Below are 16,120 nucleotides of genomic sequence, written 5' to 3'. Positions count from 1 at the left end.
GCCCGGCGGGATCAGGCGGCGGGGCCGGGTGCCGACGCGGCGGCCGGACCGGCCGGGGCGGCAGAAGCAGCGAAGGCGCCGGCCAGGAACATCTGCCGGGCGCGCGACCGGCTGAGCTTGCCCGAGGATGTCTGCGGCAGCGAATGCGGCGGCACCAGCACGACCGCCACCTCCAGCCCGTGGGCGGCGCGCAGCACCCCGGCCACGGCCCGGCGCAGATCCTCGCGCGCCTCGGGGTCGGTGGCCCGGCACTGGACCAGCACCGTCACCGCCTCGCCGGCATCGCTGTCCACGGAGAAGGCGGCCGTGTCGCCGCTGCGCAGCGACGGCACCCCCGTCTCCGCGGTCCATTCCAGGTCCTGCGGCCAGATGTTGCGGCCGTTGACGAGGATCAGGTCCTTGGCGCGGCCGGTGATGACGATCTGACCGTCCGCCACGTAGCCGAGATCGCCCGTGTCCAGCCAGCCGTCGGCGGACAGGACCTGCGCCGTTTCCTCCGGCCGGTCGCGGTATTCCCGCATCAGCGACGGGCCGCGGGCGAAGATGCGGCCGACGCGGCGTTCGGGCAGGACCGTCCCGTCCTCGCCGCGCACCTGGATCTCGTGCGCCGGCAGGGCGGGGCCGCAGAGCACGAACTCCCGTGCCCGCGCCGCCTCTGAGCCGGAGGGCACGGCGACGCCGTCATTCTCCAGCCGGTCGAGATCGGCCGTGTCGGTGACGATGCCGCGGTCCAGGGGGGCGAAGCTGAGCGCCAGGGTGGCCTCGGCCATGCCGTAGCTGGCGACGAACGCCTCCCGCCGGAAGCCGCGCGGGGCGAAGGCCTCGGCGAAGCGGGACAGCACCCGCGGCCGCACCATGTCGCCGCCGATCCCGGCCACCCGCCAGCGCGACAGGTCCAGCGTCGCGGTCGAGGCCGTCTCCGCCCGTCGGGCCGCCAGTTCATAGCCGAAGCTGGGGCTGTAGGAGAGGGTGGCGCCGTTGTCCGTCATCAGTTGCAGCCACAGCAGCGGCCGGCGGGCGAACTCGCGCGTCGCCAGGAAATCCACGCTGAGCTGGCTGGTCAGCGGCGCCAGCAGGAATCCGACCAGCCCCATGTCGTGGTAGAGCGGCAGCCAGGAGATGCAGCGGTCGCCGGGGCGGACCTGAAGGCCATGCCGGGTGATGCCCGCCGCGTTCGCCATCAGCGCCCGCTGCGTCACCGCGACGCCCAGAGGAAAGCGGGTGCTGCCGGACGAGAACTGGAGATAGCAGAGGGCGCCGGGCTCGACCCGCGGCAGGTCCACGCCGCCGGCCGGCACGTCCGCGAACTGCGCCAGCGTGCCCACGGCCTTCAGGTCCAGCCCGGTCGCGGCGGCGTTGAGCCAATCCAGCAGGAAAGCGGGCGCCAGGGCCGCGGCGGCACCGGCACTCTGGATCATCCGCCGGATATGGTCGATGTAGGCGTCCTTGCCGCCGAAGGCCGCCGGCAGCGGCATCGGCGCCGGCACCAGCCCGGCATACTGGCAGGCATAGAAGGCGCGCAGGAAGTCGCCGTCCGTCTCCGCGATCATGGCGACCGTGTCGCCCGGCCGCAGGCCCGCGTTCAGCATCCGCCGGGCAAGGTCGGTCGCCTGCTCGCGCAGCAGCGCATAGGGCAGGACCTCGGTCAGCTCCCCCTTGCCCGAATAGAAGTTGAGACCGCTCCGCCCCCGCGCGGCGTAGTCCAACGCCTCCGTCACGGTGTCGAAGTCGGCCAGACGCAGGGCGGGGAGGGCGCTCTCGGACGGGGTCGGACTCTGCATGCCTGCAACACACCGCCCTTGCAGGCGGAAAGGGGTTGATCCCGTAGGATGAAGGCGATTGGTTAGCATCGACCGCCGCGCCGGGCAATCGTCGTCCCCGCGGCCGACCCGGGGAACGGCCCGGGCCATACCGTCGGACCAGCGATGATCATGGATTCCACAGGACCCGACAGCCCCTACGCGGAACGGATCGCCCTGGTCCTGCATGGATTCGAGGCCGGCGGGGCGCAACGCCGCACCCTCGCCCTGGCCGGCGCCCTGGCCGGGCTGGGCGCGCGCATCGACCTGCTAGTGGTGCGCGCCGACGGCCCCCTGCGGGCGGAGCTGCCGCCGACAGTCCGGCTGACGGTGATCGGCGGCCCGGCGGCCCGCCTGCCGGCCCGGTCCCTGCGCATGGCCGCGGCGATTCCCGCCCTGGCCGCCTGGGTCCGGCGGGAGCGGCCGGACGTGCTGATGGCCGCGGCCAACCATTCGGCGCTGGCCACCGTGCTGGCCTACCGGCTGGCCGGCGTGCCCGGCACGGCGCTGGCGGTGCGGGTCAGCAACGCCATGGTCGGCGGGCGCAAACGCCTGCGCGACCGGCTGCGGCGCTGGGCCGTGCGCCGGACCTACGGCGCCGTGGACGCGGCCCTCTGCGTCTCCGCCGATCTGGCGCGGGAGACGGCGGCCCTGGTGCCGGCGCTGGCGGACCGCGTGACAGCGATCCCCAACCCGGTGGTGGAGGACGACGTGGCGGCGCGGGCGGCGCTGCCACCGCCGCATCCCTGGCTGGCCGACGGCGGCCCGCCGGTGATCCTGGGGCTGGGCCGGCTGGTCCGGCAGAAGGACTTCCCCACCCTGCTGCGCGCCGTTGCCCGGGTCTGGGCACGGCGCCCGGTGCGCCTGCTGATCCTGGGCGAAGGGGAGGAACGCGGCTGGCTCACCCGGTTGGCGGACGATCTCGGCATCGCCGGCAGCGTGGCCCTGCCGGGCTTCGTGCCGAACCCCTTCCCCGCCCTGGCGGGAGCGGCGGGGTTCGTGCTGTCCTCCCGCTGGGAGGGCATGCCCGGCGCCCTGATCGAAGCGATGGCCGTCGGCTGCCCCGTCGCCAGCACGGACTGCCCCGGCGGCAGCCGGGAGATCCTGGAGGACGGGCGGCTCGGGCCGCTGGTGCCGGTGGGCGACGATCTGGCGCTGGCCCAGGCGATCGAGACGCTGCTGGACCGCCCGGCGGACCGGGGGGCGCTGATGGCGCGGGCGCGGGACTTCTCCGTCGCCGGTGCCGCCCTCGCCTACCGCGACGCGCTCAGGACCGCGGCTGCCCGGGCGGCCCGCCGCTGCGGTCGAACCAGCGGATGACCGGCAGCAGCAGCGCGACGAAGATGAAGAGGGAGGCCGCCAGCGCCGCCCAGCCGGCACCGATCAGCCCCGCCGTGTCCAGCAGCAGCAGCAGCAGCGGCACATAGAGCGCGGTGGACCAGAGCCGCACCCGCAGGGCGGCGCCGGCATGGCCGGTGGAGATCAGCAACGGCTCCAGCGGGAAGGCCCAGATGCCGACCACCGCCCCCGCCACCAGCCAGAGCATGACCGGGAACGCGGCCACGAACTCCGCCCCCACGATGACCCGCAGCACCCATTCGCCCAGCAGCCAGACCGCCGCCATCATGGCGGTCGCCACCAGCCCGGCCAGCAGGGCCGACCGCTGCATCAGCCGCCGGATGCTGGCGACGTCGCCGGCGGCGTAGAGCCGGGCCAGTTCCGGGTAGATGGCCGGCACCAGCAGCTTTGCGGGCTTGGCCAGGGCGTCGGCGAACTGCCGCGCGATGCGGAACAGCGCCGCCTCCCGCGTGCCCAGGAAGGCGCCGGCCGCCAGCGTGCCCATGTGGGTGAAGGCCAGCTCCAGCGTCGTGTTCAGGTTCGTCGTCCAGACGAAGCCCCAGATGCCGGGGAAGCCCGCCGTCAGCCCGCCGCCCCGCCAGCGCCAGCCCGCCAGCAGGCCGCCGCGGGACAGCTCGCGCCAGCCTGCGGCAATCAGGAAGATGCCGGCCGCGGCGGTCGCCAGATACCAGGCCACCAGGAAGGCGCCGAGTCCCCCGCCCGCCGCCCAGACCAGGGCTCCGGCCAGGCAGCGCACGGCGGCGCCCACCGTGCTCTGCCAGGCCAGCAGGTCGAAGCGGTCGACCAGGCGCAGCACCCCCGTCGGCGTCGCCGTCACCATGAACAGGCAGGAGGTGACGTACAGCATCGCCGCCGGCACCGTCTCGGCCGGCCAGCCGAAGGCCGGCCCCGCAAGCCCCGCCACGGCCACCGCCAGCGCCATGCCCAGCACGGCGCTGATCCCGTCCAGCAGCACCGTGAAGCGGAGCAGGCGCTGGAAGTCGCCCCGCCTCTCCTCCCGCAGGGCCGGGGTGCCGTAGCGCAGCACGGCCTGCCAGGACTGGAATTTGGCGATCTCCCCCACCGCCTGGGTGAAGGTGTGGATCAGCACCAGCACCCCGAACTGTTCCACCCCCAGCCCGCGCGCCGCCACCGCCAGGGCGCCCAGCCCGAAGACGGCGTTCAGCGCCTTGCCGCCCAGCAGCTTTGAGGCGTTGGCGAGCAACCGGCGCAGCAGCGTGTCGCGCAGCCAGCTTCCATGGGACGGGGAGGGACCGGAACCGGGGGGCGTAGTCATCGCGGATCACCTAGCAGGAAGCCGCAACCGCCGCCAGAGGACCGCGGACCCGGCCCCGGGCCTGCACCGGACGAAGGGCTGACCGCCGGAAGCGCGCCTTGTGACCCATGTCACTTTTCGCGTTTCTGCTGCATTCTACTTCTATCCTGAGAAGAAGGTCTGCCTGCGCTCCGGTCGGCAGCGCCGTTCCCGCCGGACCGCCCGCGTCCGCCAGACATGTCCGAGGTTCCCTCCGTGCCCTCCCTCCGCACTGCGCTCCGTTCCGCTCTCCTCGCCTCCGCCCTGGGGGTTCTCCTGGCCGCGGCCCCCTGCCCCGACGGCACCGCGCAGGCCGAACAGTGGGCACCTCGCACCTCCCCGATCGTGCCGGTGCCGACGGCGCCGGTTCCTCCTGCCGGCATGGCGCCGGTCGGGGCCGAGGAGGATGTGAACGATCCGCTGGAGCCGCTGAACCGGGGCATCTTCTGGTTCAACGAGGCGTTCGACGTGGTTCTGTTCCGGCCGCTGGCCGAGATCTACCGGGCGGTGGTGCCGGACCCGATGCAGGTCGGCGTGCGCAACGTGCTCCAGAACCTGCGCGCCCCGCTGGACCTGACCAACCAGATCCTGCAAGGCGACTGGGACGGGGCGGGCACCGTCACCAAGCGGTTCGTCATCAACAGCACGGTGGGGCTGGCCGGGCTGATCGACGTGGCGGCGAAGAACGGGCTTCCCTACGAGTATGAGAGTTTCGACCAGACGCTGGCCGTCTGGGGCCTGCCGGAGGGACCCTACATCGTGCTGCCGCTGCTGGGCCCGTCCTCCCTGCGGGACGGCCCGGCCCTGTTCGCCGAGTCCTGGGCTGATCCGGTGGCGCGTCTGGCCGACGGCACCGACCGCGAATGGATCAACTATACCCGTATCGGGCTGGTCGCCATCGATGCCCGCGCCAGCTACATTGAGGTGGTGGACGATCTGCGGGCCAACAGCTTCGACTATTACGCTGCCCGCCGGTCGCTGTACCGGCAGCAGCGCAACGGCCTGATCCGCGACGGGCGCAGCGACCCCGCCCAGTTCCCCGACATCCCCGACTACGACTGACGCCAGGAAGCCGCCCCGTCAGGAACCGTTGCGGTCCCTTTCCGGTTGTCCGGCCATGTCGGAACGGAAGGAGTCCGCATGGCCGAGGAAATTTCACCTGCCGCGGCCCCGTCGCCGGTCACGGATAGCGATCTGGAGCCGCTGCTGGCGGCCGATCTGGACGGCTGGCAGATGGCCGGCCAGGGCCGCTTCTTCTGGGCCGCTGACGGCATCCTGGAGAGCGAGGGCGGGCCGGGCATCTTCTGGTATGCCGACTCGGTCTATGCCGACTTCCTGCTGCGGGTAGACTGGCGGACCCGGACGCCGGAGGACAATTCCGGCGTCTTCCTGCGCCTCCCGCCCCTGGCGCACGATCTCGGCCCCGCCCTCCGGCTGGGCTACGAGGTGCAGATCGACGACCGCGGCATCGATCCGGAGGCGAACCGCTCCGACTGCCCGCTGCACCTGACGGGGGCGGTCTACCGGCAGGCCCCCGCCCAGGGGCGCCTGTCCCGCCCCGTGGGCGCATGGAACCGCTTCGACATCACCTTCCGCGGCCCGACCCTGTGCGTCTGGCTGAACGGTGCGCCGGTCAGCCGGCTCGACCGCGGCAACCGCCGGCCGGAGGGCCATGTCGGGCTGCAGGCCCACCACCCGGGCTCCCGGGTCCAGTTCCGCAACCTGCGCATCGCCCGGCTGTGACGGCCGGCTTCCTTTCCGCCCCCCCCTGGTCCCACAGGAGCGCTCCCATGAACCAGCCGCAACCGATCCCCCCGACCAACCCGCCCCTGCCGAACGAGGACCTGCCCGGCCAGGGCATCCCCGGACCGGGGCGGGACGTGCCGGGCCGCGACCTGCCGGGTCAGGACATCCCGCCCCAGCCCGGGGAGCCGCAGCCCGTCCCTCCGCCGCGGCGCCCGCCGCCCGGCACTTTCCGTGCCTGACGGACGCGCTGCCCGTCGCAGGCGTCGGGACATTCTGTGTCGCAACGATAGAAGTGGTGCAGATCGGCAACAGACATAGGTAACCGGGACCGGCCGGCCGGCGGGGGATGCAGATTCGCTGCGCTGCAGTGTTGGGGCGTCGTGGCACGCAACAACACGGAGATATCCGATGAAGCATCGTCTCGCCGGCGCTACGGCACTCGTCCTTCTCGTCGCCACGGTCCCGGCGCTCGCCCAGGGCACCCGCAGCGGGGACAGCGGTCCCTACATCCGCGGCAGTCTGGGCTATTCCTGGTCCTCGGAGGACGAGATCGACTATTCGCCGCTCTGGGGCATCGGCGCGGGCTACCGGATCAATCCCAACCTGCGCGTCGATCTGACCGCCGACTGGCGCGACCGTTACATTGTCGAGGGCGGCCGCGGCTTCGCCGCAGGTGGCCTGCCGATCAACAGCGAGGTCGATAACCGGACCCTGATGGTCAACGCCTACTACGACTTCGGTGCCTTCGATCTGATGGGCAACCGCCAGCAGGTGCGGCCCTATCTGGGGGCCGGAATCGGCCTGTCCACCACCAAGGTGGACGACGTGGACGTGATCATCGCCGACCAGAACCGGCTGGAGCGGTTCTTCGGCAGCGACGACGACCAGTTCTCCTGGCAGCTCATGGCCGGCGCGCAGGTGGAGACCGGCAACGGCCTGTTCTTCGACCTGGGCTACCGCTACGTGGACCTGGGGAAGGTGCAGCTCACCTCCACCACCGGCGCCCTCGACGAGGACCTGAGCGCACACGAGCTGGTCGCCACGCTCGGCTACCGCTTCTGACGCGTCGCTGATACCCGCACCGGCGACCGGAAGCGTCCGGCAGGCAGGTGCCCTGCCCCCGACGCTTCCGGTCCACCATGCCAGCGAAGAGGCTGAGCGTGCCCCGCCCGGCGTCCGGAACACCGGGCGGGGCGACAGACGTTGCCCTTCGGGACGGCGCGTCACGGCATCGGACCCGAAGGCAACCGGCCCGACAGTAACCGGCCCGACAGTAACCGGAAGGAACACCATGATCACGGCGATCCCCGCCCGGGAGCCCCCGGCCGGCATCAGGCCGGGCCGTGCCGGCCCCTATCCGACGCCACCCCAGCCGCAGCCCGACCGACCGCCCCCGGACCCGGATGCCCCTCCCCCGATCGAGGAGCCGCCGGCCCCCATTCCGGTCCCGCCGCAGGAGCCCCCACCCCGACCGGAGCGTCTGGCGAGCCGGCGCGGAGCCCGTCCTGGTGTCGGCCCTCCTGCCCGCGTATCCGGCCGATGGAGCAGGTCCGGCAGCGCCGGTCCACCGGAGGACCCGTCGGTTATATCCATTCGCCCCCGGAACGCCTCCCCCTTTCTCGGGTTTGAACAGCGAACCCCCTGAGGCGGACCGGAAGGACGGGACCGGCGATCGGCAGCATCCCGGCACCCGTCGAGACGAGGGAGAATCGTCGATGCGAGCGAACCTGTTGACGGCGGCCGTGGCGCTCACGGTCATGGCCGTTCCCGGTTATTCCGTGGCCCAGCAGCTCCAGCAGGAGCAGACGGAGGCGCAGCAGCCGAAAGGCCCCGAGGGCGCCCGGCAGCAGGTGATGGCCGAACTCCGCAGCCACCAGCAGGCGGCGAGCGAGGCCTACCGCTCCTTGCAGCAGGCCCGTGGCCAGAACGATCCGCGGGCACTGGGCGAAGCCCGGCGCCAGACCCACCGCGCCCTGGCCGCGTTGCGCCAGTCCCTGGCCCGCGCCCAGGCACTGCCGGCGATCCAGAGCGACTCCGATGCCAGACGCGCCTTCTCCGAAGCGGGCCAGCGGGTCGAAGAGGCGCTGCTCGCCCTCTCGGGTCCCGGTGCGAACGACGACAGGGAGAGCTTCGCCGCCTTCCGGGGTATTCAGCAGGCCACGGGTCTGGAGGTGCAGGCCGAGCAGCCACCCGCCACCGTCGCCGTGAACCAGGGCGCGCCGGAAGTTCAGGTGCAGCAGGTCAGGCCCGAGGTCAGCGTGCAGCAGCCGGCGCCGCAGGTCGTCGTCGAGCAGGCGCCGCCGGAGGTCACGGTGACGCAGAACCCGCCGCGCATCGTTGTCCGCTACTTCCCGCCCGAGGTCACCGTCCGCCAGTTCGAGCCGGAAATCATCATCCGCCAGCGCGACCCCGAGGTGACGATCGAGCAGCCCGATCCGGAGGTCTCCATCCAGCAGGCCGAGCCCCGCGTCGCGGTGCAGCAGGCCCGGCCGGAGGTCCAGGTGCAGCAGGCCCCGCCGCAGGTGACCGTGCGGCAGCCCGAACCGCAGGTCCAGGTGGCCCAGCCGGAGCCGCGGGTCCAGACCACACAGCCCTCGGAACAGGCCACGACGGCGCCGGAGACCCCGCAACCGCAGTCGCAGGCAACCGCCGGCCCGGCCCCCGCGCAGGAAGCCACCCCGGCCCGGAACGAACCGCCGCCGAGCGCCCAGGTCGGGACCGTGCCGCGGTCGGCCCAGCGCGCTCCGTCCACGCTGCCGGCACCGACCCCGACTCCAGCTCCGGCCCAGACGGATCAGGTCCAGTCGGCTCAGGCCCAGACGGATCAGGTCCAGTCGGCTCAGGCCCAGACGGATCAGGCCCAGTCGGCTCAGCCGCCGTCGGCAGAAGCCACCGGGACCTCCCGGCAGGAGCAGCCCGAGCAGGTCCGGCAGGATCAGTCGCAGCAGACGCGATCGCAGCAGCAGGCGGCGGGCGGACAGCAGCAGGCCCGGCAACAGACGCAGCAGGAACAGCCGCAGCAGGAACAGCCGCAGGCGCAACCCCGGCAGCAGGCGGCGGGCGGACAGCAGCCCCAGTCGCAGCAGAAGGCGGCAATGGAGGGGCAGCCGCAGGGAACCCTCCAGGCCCCTGCCACGGGGCCGGATCAGATCTCGCCGACGCGCCGGATCGATCCCCCGCCCAGCGCCCAGGTCGGGGCCGTGCCGCGCTCGGCGCAGCGCGAGCCTTCGACCCTGCCCGTCGCGCAGGGCGACCAGCCCGGCGGCATGGCCGCGACCTCGATGACCGGTGCCATGCACCGGATCGTGGGACGGGCGGCGGTGGACCCGCAGGGCACGAGCGTCGGCACCGTGCGCGACGTGCTGCTGTCGCAGGACGGCAGCGGCGTCGAGGCACTGGTGATCGCGCTGGAGGAGGACAGCCGCCTGGTGCGGGTCCCCTTCTCCGGCACCCGGATCGACCCCCAGGCGGAAGAGATCGTCCTGCCGATGCCGCGGGACGAGGTGATGAACGCCCCGGCCTTCACCGGCACGCAGCGAGCCACGGCAGAACCCGCCGGACAGACCCGCTGAGCGGGCGCCAGGACAGGAGGAGCGAGATGACCATGGCCAGACTTCCCATCGCTGCCGCCCTGCTGCTGGCCCTGCCCGGCACGGCGGCCTTCGCCCAGGACCGCACGCAGGACCAGGGACAGGGCAACCAGACCGTGACACGGGCGCAGCAGGAAACCGAGATCCAGGTGCGGCAACCGCAGCCGCAGGTCCAGGTCGCCCCGCCCCCCGGCGGGCCGGTCAAGGCCGAGACACAGAGCGGACAGGCGAACATCCAGATCCGCCGGGCCGAGGCCAACATCCAGGTCGAGACGGCGGAACCCCAGGTCGTCGTCGAACAGGCCCAGGAGAAGCCGCAGGTCCGGATCGAACGCATGAACCGGCACGAGGCGTCGCTCTACGACGCCGGGCTGGACCGCCAGAAGCTGATCGGTCTCGATGTCGTGGATCAGGGCGGCGACGATGTCGGCGAGGTCCATGACCTGGTTCTGGCGAAAAGCGGCAGCATCGAAAGCCTGGTCGTGCAGACCAGCACGGGCTTCCTGGGCATGAACGAACGGCTGGTGGCGGTGCCCTTCAACACGGTCCGCGTCGGTCCGGACGGCGATCAGGTGCGGCTGCCCCTGTCCGCGGAGACGCTTCGGGACTCACCCGACTTCAGCTATGACGGGCAGCGGCAGGTGATGCTGGGCCCGGACGAGGAACGCGAGAAGCGGCCCTCCGCCGGGCAGCCGCCCGCTCAGGGACAGCAGCCCGGCCAGGGGCAGTAGAGCCCGGCCACGTTCCCGCCGAACGATCAGGCCCCCCGGCGGCGGCGTGCCTCCGGTGGGCCCCGGCATACCGAACAGAGGGAGACCGAGCATGACCTACGAAACGTCGCGTCTGCTGCGGCTGGCTGCCGTGACCGCCGTCGCCCTGCCCCTGCTGGCGGCCTGCGGCGACGACCAGCAGTCCGCCCAGGAGCCGGCCGGGCAGCAGCCCCCGACCACCACAGGGACGGCGGAGCCGGGCACCACGACCACGGTGCCTCCGTCGGGCACGGCCTCCGATACGACGACCACCCCGCCCGCGGGCGGCGAGACGGAGCCGGAGGTCGGATTGCAGGAGGAGCCGGTCACCCCGACCCCGCCGGGGGCGACACCGGGGCCGTCCGACCAGCCGGTCGAAGGGGCCCTGGAACAGACCGACGAGGCCATCCGGACCGTGCCGGACAAGCCCGACGGGCAGCCGTGATCCGCGCATTGCGGACCAAGACGGCACGCAGGAAGGACGGGCGGCTTCGGCCGCCCGTTCCGCGTCCGGAGTGAGCCGGGCGGAAACAACCCCAGAGCGGAAACGGCCACCGTGTCCCTCAAGCAGAAAGGGCGGCCCGCCGGGGCCGCCCTTCCAGAACCGTTCGTGACCGGAAAGGCTCAGCCTTCCTCGGACTCGTCCTTGATCTCGACCGGGCCGCTGTCCTGGCCCTTGGCCTCCGGATCGCGGTCCACCAGCTCGATCACGCCCATCGGGGCGGCGTCGCCGTAGCGAAAGCCGGCCTTCAGCACGCGGGTGTAGCCGCCGGGGCGGCCCTTGTAGCGCTCGGCCAGGGTGGTGAACAGCTTCTCGACCATGTCGTGGTCGCGCAGTTCGGCATAGGCGAGGCGCTTGTTGGCGAGGCCGCCCTTCTTGCCCAGCGTGATCAGACGCTCGACGATCGGACGCAGGTCCTTCGCCTTCGGCAGGGTCGTCTTGATCTGCTCGTGCTTGATCAGCGCATTGGCCATGTTGGAGAACATGGCCAGGCGGTGGGAGGTGGTGCGGTTGAACTTACGCCCGGCGATACCGTGACGCATGGCGGCTCTCCTTCATGGCTTGGGGCCCCGCAGGTCCCCGATGGTGATCCCCGCGCGCCCTGACCTGACGGTCTGCACGGCGGAGGCGGGCCCGGACGGCCCGGAGGGAACGGCCCCCGGGAGAAGCTCCCGGGGGCCGGTGGAAAGTATGGCTCAGTACGGCTCTTCCAGACGCTTGGCCAGATCCTCGATGTTCTCGGGCGGCCAGTTCGGGATTTCCATACCGAGGTGCAGCCCCATCTGGGCCAGCACTTCCTTGATCTCGTTCAGCGACTTGCGGCCGAAGTTCGGGGTCCGGAGCATCTCCGCCTCGGTCTTCTGCACCAGATCGCCGATATAGACGATGTTGTCGTTCTTGAGGCAGTTGGCCGAGCGGACCGACAGTTCCAGCTCGTCCACCTTGCGCAGCAGGTTCTTGTTGAAGGGGATCTCGTCCGCCTTCGTCTCGGCGACGGCCGCCTGCGGCTCCTCGAAGTTGATGAACATCTGGAGCTGGTCCTGGAGGATACGGGCGGCGATGGCCACCGCGTCCTCCGGGCTGACGGCCCCGTTCGTCTCCACGTTCAGCAGCAGCTTGTCGTAGTCCGTGGTCTGGCCGACGCGGGTGTTCTCCACCTTGTAGGCGACCTTGCGGACCGGAGAGAAGATCGCGTCCACCGGGATCAGCCCGATCGGCGCGTCCTCCGGACGGTTCTGGCTGGCCGGGACATAGCCCTTACCCATGGCGACCGTCAGTTCCATGTTCAGCCGCGCGCCGGAATCCAGCGTGCAGATGACATGGCCGGGGTCCAGCACCTCGATATCCGCGCCGGTCTCGATCATGCCGGCGGTCACCTCGCACGGCCCCTCGGCCCGCAGGCGCATGCGGCGCGGGCCCTCGGCGCCCATCTTCAGCGCCATGGCCTTGATGTTGAGGACGATGTCGGTCACGTCCTCGCGCACGCCGGGAATCGAGGAGAATTCGTGCAGCACACCGTCGATGTGGATCGAGGTGACGGCGGCGCCCTGAAGCGAGGACAGCAGCACGCGACGGATCGCGTTGCCCAGCGTCAGACCGAAGCCCCGCTCCAGCGGACCGGCGACGATGGTCGCCTCGCGCTTCGGATCGGAACCCGGGGTGATGTCGAGCTTGCTGGGCTTTTCGAGGGTCTGCCAGTTCTTCTGGATCACGGGATAACCTCATGCCATCGGGGGACGGGCATCCCCGGACACGGAACCCCGCCCCAATGCTTGGACGGCCGCGATGGCATGCGGCCGTCTGTCCCGGGGCGAGGTGTGTCCGGAGTGCTTCAGCGGGCGCCGGTCAGACGCGGCGCTTCTTCGGCGGACGCACGCCGTTGTGCGGGATCGGCGTCACGTCGCGGATCGACGTGATCTGGAAGCCGATGGACTGGAGCGCGCGCAGGGCGGACTCGCGGCCCGAACCCGGCCCCTTGACCTCGACCTCGAGGGTCTTCATCCCGTGCTCCTGCGCCTTGCGGCCGGCGTCCTCGGCGGCCACCTGGGCAGCATACGGGGTGGACTTGCGCGAACCCTTGAACCCCATGGTCCCGGCCGACGACCAGGCAATGGCGTTGCCCTGTGCATCGGTGATCGTGATCATGGTGTTGTTGAAGCTCGCATTCACATGCGCAACACCGGCGGTGATGTTCTTGCGCTCACGGCGACGCAGGCGCGCGGCGGAGGCTGAAGGCTTGGCCATGGTCTGATCCTGCTCTCGCGATTACTTCTTCTTGCCGGCGATCGGCTTGGCCGGCCCCTTGCGGGTCCGCGCATTCGTGTGCGTGCGCTGACCGCGGACCGGCAGGCCCTTGCGGTGGCGCAGGCCGCGGTAGCAGGCCATGTCCATCAGGCGCTTGATGTTCATCGCGACTTCGCGCCGCAGATCGCCTTCGACCTTGTAGTCGCTGTCGATCACTTCGCGGATGCGCAGCACTTCGTCATCGGTGAGCTGGTGCACCCGGCGCTCGACCGGGATGCCGACCTTGCCGCAGATCTCCTTGGCCTTGGCCGCACCGATACCATGGATGTACTGAAGGGCGATCTCCACGCGCTTCTGCGTGGGAATATTGACGCCAGCGATACGCGCCACGCGCTCTCTCCTCGTCTCCTGCCCGCCTCCCGCAGAGGTCGGGCGATCTTCGTCCACACCCCGCCTGCCGCGACCCCGTACCGGGGCGATGCGGCGGAGCATCTCATCCGAAGAAACCCTGAGGGTGTCAGGATTCCCAAATCAAAGATGACCGCACGCCATCCCGCGCCCCATCAAAGGATGCGCTGGATCGGCTGCGGCCCGGTGACACCACCTCATACGGTGCGGCGTCGCCGCCAGCATCCGTAAGGCGCGCGAGTATACGCGCGGGGTGCATCGTGTCAACACATTCCCCCCACGGCACCCCACCGCCGCACCTGCCCGGATCCCGGACGAAGAAAGGGGCCGGCAGCGTTTCCGCCCCGGCCCCGGTGCTTGCAGCAGAACGGAGACTCCCCCGGATCAGCCGGCGATGATCGCCTCGATCTGGCGCGCGACTTCCGCAATGTCCGCCATGCCATCCACCTTCTTCAGCACGCCGCGGTCGGCGTAGTAAGGCAGGATCGGTGCGGTCTGGCGGTGATAGGCCTCCAGGCGCTTGCCCACGGTCTCGGCATTGTCGTCGGCCCGGCGGGTGAACTCCGTCGAGCCACAGACATCGCACACCCCGTCCTGGGCCGGACGCTTGAAGGTGTCGTGATAACCCGTGCCGCACTTGGCGCAGGTGAAGCGGCCGGTGATGCGCTCGGTCAGCGCGGCATCGTCCACCACCATCTCGATCACGTGGTCGAGGCGCAGGCCCTTCTCCGCCAGCATCCGGTCCAGCGCCTCCGCCTGCACCACGGTGCGGGGGAAGCCGTCCAGGATAAAGCCTTTGGCACAGTCCGGCTGCTCGATACGGTCGGAGATCATCTCGATCATGACCTCGTCGGGCACGAGCTGGCCCGCCTTCATGATCGCGTCCGCCCGCTGGCCCAGAGGCGAGCCGCTGCGGACCAGGGCCCGCAGCATGTCGCCCGTCGAAAGCTGGACCATGCCCCGCGTACGTTCGAGCCGCTGCGCCTGGGTCCCCTTCCCGGCGCCCGGCGGCCCCAACAGGATCAGATTCATCCCTTTCTCCCCCGAAGCTTGGCCTTCTTGATAAGGCCTTCGTACTGGTGAGCCAACAGGTGGGAATGGATCTGCGCCACGGTGTCCATGGTGACGGTAACGACGATCAGCAGGCTGGTGCCGCCGAAGTAGAAGGGCATCGAATACCGCGAGATCAGGAATTCCGGCAGCAGGCAGACCACGGTGAGATAAGCCGCACCGATCACCGTCAGTCGCGTCAGCACGAAATCAAGATAGTCGGCGGTGTTCTTGCCCGGACGGATACCCGGAATGAACCCGCCATACTTCTTCAGATTATCCGCCGTCTCCGTCGGGTTGAAGACGATGGCGGTATAGAAGAAGCAGAAGAAGATGATCAGCGCCGCATAGAGCGACATGTAGAGGGGCGTTCCATGGCCGAGATAGGCCGACAGGGTGCGCAGCCATTCCGGCCCCTGGCCACCGCTGAAGCCCACCGCCGTCAGCGGCAGCAGCAGCAGCGAGGACGCGAAGATCGGCGGGATGACGCCCGAGGTGTTGAGCTTCAGCGGCAGGTGCGAAGACTCGCCGCCGAACATCTTGTTGCCGACCTGACGCTTCGGATACTGGACGATCAGGCGGCGCTGCGCCCGCTCCATGAAGACGATGAAGGTCACGACTGCAACCGCCATCACGATCATGAAGATGATGAACCAGGTCTCGATGGCCCCGGTGCGGCCCAGTTCCAGAAGCTGCGCCAGCGCACCGGGCAGGGCCGCCACGATGCCGGCGAAGATGATCAGCGAGATGCCGTTGCCCACGCCGCGCGCCGTGATCTGCTCGCCCAGCCACATCAGGAACATGGTACCGCCCACCATGGTGATGACGGTGCTGAGCTGGAAGAACACGCCGGGGTCCCGCACCGCGCCGATGCCGGCGCTGGTGCTGAGCCCTTCCAGACCGGCCGCAAGGCCGTAGGACTGGAAGATGGCGAGCGCCACGGTCAGGTAGCGGGTGTATTCGTTCAGCTTCTTGCGGCCCGATTCGCCTTCCTTCTTCAGCGCCTCCAGCGACGGCGACACGGCCGTCATGAGCTGGATGATGATCGACGCCGAGATGTACGGCATGATGTTCAGGGCAAAGATGCTCATGCGCTCGATGGCGCCGCCCGCGAACATGTTGAACATGCCCAGGATGCCGCCCGACGCCTGGCTGAAGATGTCGGCGAAGGCCTGGGCGTTGATGCCGGGCAGCGGGACGTAGGTGCCCAACCGATAGACGAGGAGGGCGCCCAGGGTGAACCAGAGGCGCTTCTTCAACTCGGTGGCCTTGGCGAAGGCACCGAAATTGATGTTGGCGGCAAGCTGCTCGGCGGCGGATGCCATTCTCAGTCCCTTGAATTCAGAGTGCCCGACGGACGCGCGGGAAAGGTAGCGATC

16 protein-coding genes are annotated in these 16,120 nt (G+C 70.6%); 8 read left to right on the top strand and 8 right to left on the bottom strand.

The window, feature by feature from the left end; genetic code table 11:
- Positions 1–11: 11 nt before the first annotated feature.
- Positions 12–1,781 (bottom strand): fatty acyl-AMP ligase, encoded by a 1,770-nt coding sequence (locus tag RC1_RS03530; protein WP_012565967.1) that lies wholly within the window; start codon positions 1,779–1,781, stop codon positions 12–14.
- A gap of 150 nt (positions 1,782–1,931) precedes the next feature.
- Between RC1_RS03530 and RC1_RS22435 the strand changes: the two genes are divergently transcribed.
- Positions 1,932–3,119 carry a glycosyltransferase gene (locus RC1_RS22435; RefSeq protein WP_184446437.1) on the top strand — a complete coding sequence of 396 codons (1,188 nt, stop codon included), beginning with the start codon at positions 1,932–1,934 and terminating at the stop codon, positions 3,117–3,119.
- Here RC1_RS22435 and RC1_RS03520 read toward each other — a convergent pair.
- Positions 3,067–4,434 carry a lipopolysaccharide biosynthesis protein gene (locus tag RC1_RS03520; RefSeq protein ID WP_012565966.1) on the bottom strand — a complete coding sequence of 456 codons (1,368 nt, stop codon included), beginning with the start codon at positions 4,432–4,434 and terminating at the stop codon, positions 3,067–3,069. The two genes, RC1_RS22435 and RC1_RS03520, sit on opposite strands and share 53 nt — an antisense overlap.
- 234 nt (positions 4,435–4,668) lie before the next feature.
- Between RC1_RS03520 and RC1_RS03515 the strand changes: the two genes are divergently transcribed.
- The 7 genes from RC1_RS03515 to RC1_RS03485 all read left to right on the top strand — a co-directional run bounded on the left by RC1_RS03515 (position 4,669) and on the right by RC1_RS03485 (position 10,982).
- Positions 4,669–5,514, top strand: coding sequence for an MlaA family lipoprotein (locus RC1_RS03515; protein WP_234703821.1), 846 nt, complete (start codon positions 4,669–4,671; stop codon positions 5,512–5,514).
- 78 nt (positions 5,515–5,592) lie between these two features.
- Positions 5,593–6,195, top strand: a complete 603-nt coding sequence (locus RC1_RS03510; protein WP_012565964.1) for a 3-keto-disaccharide hydrolase — start codon at positions 5,593–5,595, stop codon at positions 6,193–6,195.
- A gap of 47 nt (positions 6,196–6,242) precedes the next feature.
- Complete coding sequence (locus RC1_RS03505) at positions 6,243–6,437, top strand: hypothetical protein (RefSeq protein WP_012565963.1); 195 nt, start codon at positions 6,243–6,245, stop codon at positions 6,435–6,437.
- Positions 6,438–6,606: 169 nt separating this feature from the next.
- Positions 6,607–7,260 carry a porin family protein gene (locus RC1_RS03500; RefSeq protein ID WP_012565962.1) on the top strand — a complete coding sequence of 218 codons (654 nt, stop codon included), beginning with the start codon at positions 6,607–6,609 and terminating at the stop codon, positions 7,258–7,260.
- Between the two features lie 653 nt (positions 7,261–7,913).
- The gene (locus RC1_RS19825; protein WP_012565961.1) at positions 7,914–9,770 is read left to right on the top strand and encodes a PRC-barrel domain-containing protein; all 1,857 of its coding nucleotides are present in this window, start codon (positions 7,914–7,916) and stop codon (positions 9,768–9,770) included.
- 26 nt (positions 9,771–9,796) lie between these two features.
- Positions 9,797–10,519, top strand: a complete 723-nt coding sequence (locus RC1_RS19820; RefSeq protein ID WP_012565960.1) for a PRC-barrel domain-containing protein — start codon at positions 9,797–9,799, stop codon at positions 10,517–10,519.
- A gap of 91 nt (positions 10,520–10,610) precedes the next feature.
- Positions 10,611–10,982: a hypothetical protein gene (locus RC1_RS03485; protein WP_012565959.1), complete on the top strand. Its 372-nt coding sequence runs from the start codon at positions 10,611–10,613 to the stop codon at positions 10,980–10,982.
- A gap of 179 nt (positions 10,983–11,161) precedes the next feature.
- On the opposite strand, the gene rplQ is transcribed toward RC1_RS03485, so the two are convergent.
- The 6 genes from rplQ to secY form a co-directional block, all read right to left on the bottom strand.
- Complete coding sequence (rplQ, locus tag RC1_RS03480) at positions 11,162–11,581, bottom strand: 50S ribosomal protein L17 (protein WP_012565958.1); 420 nt, start codon at positions 11,579–11,581, stop codon at positions 11,162–11,164.
- A gap of 153 nt (positions 11,582–11,734) precedes the next feature.
- The gene (locus RC1_RS03475; RefSeq protein WP_012565957.1) at positions 11,735–12,751 is read right to left on the bottom strand and encodes a DNA-directed RNA polymerase subunit alpha; all 1,017 of its coding nucleotides are present in this window, start codon (positions 12,749–12,751) and stop codon (positions 11,735–11,737) included.
- Positions 12,752–12,884: 133 nt separating this feature from the next.
- Positions 12,885–13,283: a 30S ribosomal protein S11 gene (gene rpsK / locus RC1_RS03470; RefSeq protein WP_012565956.1), complete on the bottom strand. Its 399-nt coding sequence runs from the start codon at positions 13,281–13,283 to the stop codon at positions 12,885–12,887.
- A 21-nt stretch (positions 13,284–13,304) separates the two neighbouring features.
- Positions 13,305–13,673 (bottom strand): 30S ribosomal protein S13, encoded by a 369-nt coding sequence (gene rpsM, locus RC1_RS03465; RefSeq protein ID WP_012565955.1) that lies wholly within the window; start codon positions 13,671–13,673, stop codon positions 13,305–13,307.
- 402 nt (positions 13,674–14,075) lie between these two features.
- Positions 14,076–14,723 carry an adenylate kinase gene (locus RC1_RS03460; protein WP_012565954.1) on the bottom strand — a complete coding sequence of 216 codons (648 nt, stop codon included), beginning with the start codon at positions 14,721–14,723 and terminating at the stop codon, positions 14,076–14,078.
- The gene (gene secY / locus RC1_RS03455; RefSeq protein WP_012565953.1) at positions 14,720–16,066 is read right to left on the bottom strand and encodes a preprotein translocase subunit SecY; all 1,347 of its coding nucleotides are present in this window, start codon (positions 16,064–16,066) and stop codon (positions 14,720–14,722) included. Before secY ends, RC1_RS03460 begins: the two co-directional genes overlap by 4 nt.
- Positions 16,067–16,120: the final 54 nt, after the last annotated feature.

Source organism: Rhodospirillum centenum SW, from assembly GCF_000016185.1.
GTDB lineage: Bacteria > Pseudomonadota > Alphaproteobacteria > Azospirillales > Azospirillaceae > Rhodocista > Rhodocista centena.
The sequence above is the reverse complement of the archived record's forward strand: the minus strand, read 5'-3'. Positions and strand labels throughout refer to the sequence as shown.

What these genes read in the sequence shown, in the direction of transcription:
- RC1_RS03485 (WP_012565959.1), top strand. Translation starts at nt 10,611, where the DNA reads ATGACCTACGAAACGTCGCGTCTGCTGCGGCTGGCTGCCGTGACCGCC.
- RC1_RS19820 (WP_012565960.1), top strand. Translation starts at nt 9,797, where the DNA reads ATGACCATGGCCAGACTTCCCATCGCTGCCGCCCTGCTGCTGGCCCTG.
- RC1_RS03500 (WP_012565962.1), top strand. Translation starts at nt 6,607, where the DNA reads ATGAAGCATCGTCTCGCCGGCGCTACGGCACTCGTCCTTCTCGTCGCC.
- RC1_RS22435 (WP_184446437.1), top strand. Translation starts at nt 1,932, where the DNA reads ATGGATTCCACAGGACCCGACAGCCCCTACGCGGAACGGATCGCCCTG.
- rpsK (WP_012565956.1), bottom strand. Translation starts at nt 13,283, where the DNA reads ATGGCCAAGCCTTCAGCCTCCGCCGCGCGCCTGCGTCGCCGTGAGCGC.
- RC1_RS03460 (WP_012565954.1), bottom strand. Translation starts at nt 14,723, where the DNA reads ATGAATCTGATCCTGTTGGGGCCGCCGGGCGCCGGGAAGGGGACCCAG.
- secY (WP_012565953.1), bottom strand. Translation starts at nt 16,066, where the DNA reads ATGGCATCCGCCGCCGAGCAGCTTGCCGCCAACATCAATTTCGGTGCC.
- RC1_RS19825 (WP_012565961.1), top strand. Translation starts at nt 7,914, where the DNA reads ATGCGAGCGAACCTGTTGACGGCGGCCGTGGCGCTCACGGTCATGGCC.
- RC1_RS03520 (WP_012565966.1), bottom strand. Translation starts at nt 4,434, where the DNA reads ATGACTACGCCCCCCGGTTCCGGTCCCTCCCCGTCCCATGGAAGCTGG.
- RC1_RS03530 (WP_012565967.1), bottom strand. Translation starts at nt 1,781, where the DNA reads ATGCAGAGTCCGACCCCGTCCGAGAGCGCCCTCCCCGCCCTGCGTCTG.
- RC1_RS03505 (WP_012565963.1), top strand. Translation starts at nt 6,243, where the DNA reads ATGAACCAGCCGCAACCGATCCCCCCGACCAACCCGCCCCTGCCGAAC.
- rplQ (WP_012565958.1), bottom strand. Translation starts at nt 11,581, where the DNA reads ATGCGTCACGGTATCGCCGGGCGTAAGTTCAACCGCACCACCTCCCAC.
- RC1_RS03510 (WP_012565964.1), top strand. Translation starts at nt 5,593, where the DNA reads ATGGCCGAGGAAATTTCACCTGCCGCGGCCCCGTCGCCGGTCACGGAT.